The 5436-nt window shown below is 45.5% G+C and carries 5 protein-coding genes and 1 pseudogene; 5 read left to right on the plus strand and 1 reads right to left on the minus strand.

Translation table 11 applies throughout. The annotated features are described in order from the left end of the window. Positions 1-665 (plus strand): annotated as a pseudogene (locus QUA24_RS05085) (WD40 repeat domain-containing protein); the annotation flags it as partial. 223 nt (positions 666-888) lie between these two features. Here the strand turns inward: QUA24_RS05085 and QUA24_RS05090 are convergent. After that, a complete protein-coding gene (locus tag QUA24_RS05090) occupies positions 889-2091 on the minus strand; it encodes a phytochelatin synthase family protein (protein WP_333227730.1) in 1203 nt (400 codons plus the stop codon). A gap of 71 nt (positions 2092-2162) precedes the next feature. On the opposite strand from QUA24_RS05090, the gene QUA24_RS05095 reads away from it, so the two are divergent. From QUA24_RS05095 to QUA24_RS05110, 4 genes are all read left to right on the plus strand, one after another. Then, complete coding sequence (locus tag QUA24_RS05095) at positions 2163-2399, plus strand: hypothetical protein (RefSeq protein ID WP_333227732.1); 237 nt, start codon at positions 2163-2165, stop codon at positions 2397-2399. A gap of 438 nt (positions 2400-2837) precedes the next feature. Further along, the gene (gene exaC / locus QUA24_RS05100) at positions 2838-4358 is read left to right on the plus strand and encodes an acetaldehyde dehydrogenase ExaC (protein ID WP_333227734.1); all 1521 of its coding nucleotides are present in this window, start codon (positions 2838-2840) and stop codon (positions 4356-4358) included. Positions 4359-4524: 166 nt separating this feature from the next. Continuing rightward, positions 4525-4869, plus strand: a complete 345-nt coding sequence (locus QUA24_RS05105; protein WP_333227736.1) for a DUF779 domain-containing protein — start codon at positions 4525-4527, stop codon at positions 4867-4869. A 167-nt stretch (positions 4870-5036) separates the two neighbouring features. Beyond that, positions 5037-5366, plus strand: a complete 330-nt coding sequence (locus QUA24_RS05110) for an NAD(P)-binding domain-containing protein (RefSeq protein ID WP_333227738.1) — start codon at positions 5037-5039, stop codon at positions 5364-5366. Positions 5367-5436 lie beyond the last annotated feature (70 nt).

Raw genomic sequence — 5436 nt, forward strand, 5'->3', positions numbered from 1 at the left:
CAAGTGACGACAAGACGATCAAACTGTGGAATCTGGAAAGCCAAAAACCCATCGCTACCCTCACCGGGCATAGCAATTCGGTCTATAGCATCGCCTTTAGTCCAGATGGCTTGAATTTCGCTTCTACAAGTGACGACAAGACGATCAAACTGTGGAATCTGGAAAGCCAAAAACCCATCGCTACCCTCACCGGGCATAGCAATGAGGTCTTGAGCGTCGCCTTTAGTCCAGATGGCAAGACATTGGCTTCTGCAAGCAGTGACAACACTATCAAACTGTGGAATCTGGAAAGCCAAAAACCCATCGCTACCCTCACCGGGCATAGCAATTCGGTCTATAGCGTCGCCTTTAGTCCAGATGGCAAGACATTGGCTTCTGCAAGCAGTGACAACACTATCAAACTGTGGCACCTGCAAAGCCAAAAACCCCTCGCTACCCTCACCGGGCATCAAGGTTTGGTGTGGAGCGTCGCCTTTAGTCCAGATGGCAAGACATTGGCTTCTGCAAGCAGTGACAAAACCATCAAACTGTGGATTTGGGATTTCGATAAATTAATGGCATTAGGTTGCCATTGGATTAGCGATTATCTCAGAACAAACCCGAAAGTGACAGAAGAGGACAAACAGATGTGTGCTGATTACCTCAACCAAGAGCCAATCAAATAGGACTTAGGCAAAAGCAGCCAGCCAGCCAGATGTTCGTACTAAATTTTTTACCACTACTTCGACTTTTTTGTTGTCCATTCCTCACTCGCATCAGTCACAACTCTAATATTTCGCGACGACGAATCTTTATCCACAACCACCACCATCCCATTATTAAATCTTGCTATTTAATTTTCACTTTTGTCGTTAGTCGAGGTTTGGAGAGTTCAAAAGGCGGTAGGAGCTAACTCTGAGGGATATTGCACTGATCTCCCTTGGAATATAAAGTGTAAAACTCCTGGAGTGCTGACATTTGTTCTCTCAATCTAGATATCTCTACATCCAAGGGAGGGAGTAGTTTCTCAAGGTGGCGCACCTCACTAAACCACAGTCGTAACTCTGGTTTGAGAGTTGCATAGAGCGTTTCGGGGCAGGAGAGTAATATTGCTGTTATGATCTCTGCTACGAATGGCTGTTGCGACCACTTCCCTAAAACAGACATTGCATCCCCGTCATCACTCGACAAGCATTGGTGAACAATATCAAACAGTGAATTTAACTCAATAGCTGCCCGTAATTTCTCAAGAGTCTCTGCCGTCTCTGAGGAGGTATGCAGCATGGTTGTAAATTCAACAGGCCAATGGTGCAGAATGATACTGACAACTGAAGCAATTGAATCAGGTTGCTCTTTTCTCAGAATGTCTGGGAGTATTTCTGCAAAGTAAGTAGCAACACTACGCCACTGATGTAAATCACAAGCAACATGAAAAAAGGTTTCTGGCAACCTTTCACTCTTCTGCAATAAAATATAACCTCGACATTGATTAGTCACGGGATCGACAGGTTCAAATGCTTGCCATAACAAAGGCAGAGAAACCCAGTGAGGTGGATATTTGAAACGGGCAACATCCAGCAGAAGAACTAGATCCCGCTTTGGATGATAACCACCAATTGGTGAAAAGTGACCATCACCCGTTTGTCCCAATACCTTTCGGCTGTAGGAAACAACTAGATGAATATCACCTGGCGCCGTAGTCGCCTCCTCAACTGCTTGCCGAAAGTTTTCCAAGCTGCTTTGGTGGTAACGGTTAGGTTTTACCACAGCGCCGTTGCAACGTGCTATACAGACAAACTCATCAAAGGTGATACCGTTTTCTTTAATGACTGAAAGAGGTAAACAACAGTCTAAAAATTCCTCTCCATACCATCTCCACACCCCTTTCCAAATGCGACCGGGATCGATGGATAAGGCATTAAGAACAACAACTAAACTACCCAATCCACAAAAAGCGGGTTCTGCTTGAGTATGAAACTGTTCCGCTAGAGCAAAATACCCTTCCATACCTCCCAATGCCAACGATTCTCGAAATATTTGCTTTCCCTCTACGGAGGAAAAGGCAATAGCAGAATCGGGGAGCGAACGACGATAAAACCCTTGAGCAGACATTTAGTGTTTTAACCCTTATTGTTTATGGTGCTAATAAATATTATGCAAAATCGTCACATTGATAATGATGAATGCACTTATTTACTATTTTTTTCAATTTTAGCAATAAAACGCTGCGAAGGTTTGACTTTCGCGGTGCAAATTTAAAAAACGTGACCATTTGCGAGGGACGGCTAGGCATCAAGCTGATGAAACAATTCGGAAATTTGCCACAGATTGAGCGTTATGCAGCTCGGATTAATCAAGCTTTTATGAATATCCTCACTCACGCGATCGATGTTTTAGAAGAGTCGGATCAAGAGTTGTAATAGTTGCAATAAATCAAATTTAAGCTAGTGATTTAGGTTGACACTGAGGTGGTCGATTTCAGGGGATTTATATTGAGGTTGCTGATAAAGATATGGAAATTAGCAAATACCTTAAAGCGCCCCTTTCTGCTCCCTTGTTGGCTAGCAAAACCAGCCAGATCGTCAAAATTACTATCAGCTATCGGATAATTTTATAACCGCACAAAGGAGAGGTGTGTCACAGTTAATTGATCGTGTTTACCGTTGGGTGGGGCGGTTTTTTGAGATAGTTTGTTCGAGCCTCAGATTGTTGGTAAACCCGCCCCTACAGCGATTGCAAAATCTTGAAAAGATGTAAAATTTTGTATATAAAATGACCGATGTTGCAGAAAATAGACGATAGTTGATATGCCAGAGATTTCAAGCGTCCGCGAAAACAATTTTTAATCAGGTAATAAAATGGTAGTAGCAGCACCTGTTCAATCCGGCAGTCAGTCGATTTTTCAAACTCGCTACGACAACTTTATCGGCGGCAAGTGGGTGCCACCAGTGAAAGGGAAATACTCGGAAAACCTTTCTCCAATAACAGGAAAATCAATTTGTCAAATCCCCCGATCGACCGCCGAGGATGTAGAATTGGCACTGGATGCCGCCCACGCTGCGAAAGACAAGTGGGGTAAGACTTCCCCAGCCGATAGGGCGCGAGTTTTACACAAAATTGCCGATCGGATGGAAGAAAACCTCGATCGCCTCGCCATCGCCGAAACCTGGGGAAACGGTAAACCAATTCGCGAAACACGCCTCGCAGACATACCGCTGGCGATCGACCATTTCCGCTACTTCGCAAGCTGCATCCGAACTCAAGAAGGGTCGATCGGCGAACTCGACGGAACCACCGTCGCCTACCACTTCCACGAACCCCTAGGCGTCATCGGACAAATCATCCCCTGGAACTTCCCGATATTAATGGCCGCCTGGAAACTCGCCCCAGCCCTCGCCGCCGGAAACTGCGTCGTCCTCAAACCAGCAGGCCCCACCCCCACCTCAATCTTGGTACTGATGGAAATCATCGCCGACTTAGTACCAGACGGCGTAATCAACGTCATTAACGGGCCAGGCGCTGAAATCGGCAAAACTCTCGCCACCAGTCCCCGGATTGCCAAAGTCGCCTTCACCGGCGAAACCACCACCGGCAGGCTAATCATGCAATACGCCTCCCAAAATGTCATCCCCGTCACCCTAGAATTAGGCGGCAAATCCCCCAATATTTTCTTTGAAGATGTCTGCGCCCAAGACGACGAATTTCTCGACAAAGCAGTCGAAGGATTAGTCATGTTTGCGTTCAATCAAGGCGAAGTTTGCACCTGTCCCTCCCGCGCCTTAATTCAGGAGTCAATCTACGATCAATTCATGGAAAGGGCGATCGATCGCATCCGCCAAATCAAACAAGACAACCCCTTAGATCCGACAACCGCCCTCGGCGCCCAAGTCTCCATCAACCAGATGGAAAAAATCGCCGAATACGTCAAAATCGGTCACGCCGAAGGCGCAGAATGCCTGATTGGTGGCGAAAGAAACATCTTATCCGGCGACTTGCAAGACGGGTATTATTTCCAGCCAACAGTCTTCAAAGGAAATAACAAAATGCGAATTTTCCAAGAAGAAATCTTCGGCCCAGTATTAGCAGTCACCACCTTCAAAGACGAAGCCGAAGCATTAGAAATTGCCAACGATACTCTCTACGGTTTAGGTGCAGGAGTTTGGACTCGCGACATCAACACCGCCTACCGCATCGGTCGCGCCGTTCAAGCAGGCCGCGTGTGGACAAACTGCTATCACCTCTATCCGGCCCACGCAGCATTCGGCGGCTACAAATCATCTGGTATCGGTCGCGAAAATCACAAAATGATGTTAGATCACTACCAGCAGACTAAGAATTTGTTAATAAGTTACAGCCCGAAAGCTTTAGGTTTTTTCTAAGGTTTTAGTCATTAGGAAGGAAGAAAGAAGAAAGACAAACTTCAATGATTCGTCAACTCCTTCTTTCTCTCTTTTCTCTCTTTCTCTGCGTCCTCTGCGCCCTCTGCTGTTCATTAAAAAAATCTCATTTATAAACGAAATAAAATTGCTATACAAACAGACTGCAATGGAAACTCCAAAAGTCACCGCAACAGAAGCGGCTTTAAAATTAATCAACTATCTCAAAACTCAACACGGAGAATTGATGTTTCACCAATCCGGCGGCTGCTGCGACGGTAGTTCCCCCATGTGCTATCCCAACGGGGAATTGATAATCGGTGATGGTGACGTATTGCTGGGCGAAATAGGCGGTTGTCCCTTTTATATTGCAGCCCAGCAATACAAATATTGGCAGCACACGCAGTTAATTATAGACGTGGCATCCGGGCCAGGAGGCAGCGATTTTTCCCTCGAAGAGCCGGATGGAGAGCGTTTTATTACTCGTTCTCGCTTGTTTGTTAAGGCTGATTAACTCTGTTGGCGTTGCATAAGAGAGGGATGATATGGAGAAAAAGCAGCATGAAATCCCCAAAATGCAAATCCAATAGGCACCAGACAGTGCGTAAAGTTTTGTAACTTGGATATATTATTATCTTGGATACAATCTAGAGCCTTCTATTTCAGAAGTTGAAAAAACAGATGAACGCTATAATTATTGGTTGTGGCTATGTTGGAAGTGCCGTTGCCCAGCATTGGCGGAACCTGGGTCACGTAATTACTGCAACGACGACAACGCAAGACCGGATTGGGGAGTTACAGAAAGTTGCCAACCAGGCGATCGTCCTGAAGCGCTGCGATGAAGAGACATTACAGACGATCCTGCAAAATCAAGAAGTGGTCTTCCTGAGTCTCGCTCCTACAGCAAACCACCAAGTAGATTCCGATATGTACGAGGAGACATACCTGCATACGGCCAACAACCTTGTTCTGACCTTGAAGCATTTTCCCAACATAAAACAACTTATATAGCAATCCTAAATGATTTTCTCTATTTAGCTCAATCCTAAATGATTTTTTCTGTGTAAGTATATTGACGTAT

Origin of the sequence: Microcoleus sp. Pol12B5 (assembly GCF_036701335.1) — a bacterium.
In the GTDB taxonomy this organism is placed as follows: Bacteria; Cyanobacteriota; Cyanobacteriia; order Cyanobacteriales; family Microcoleaceae; genus Microcoleus.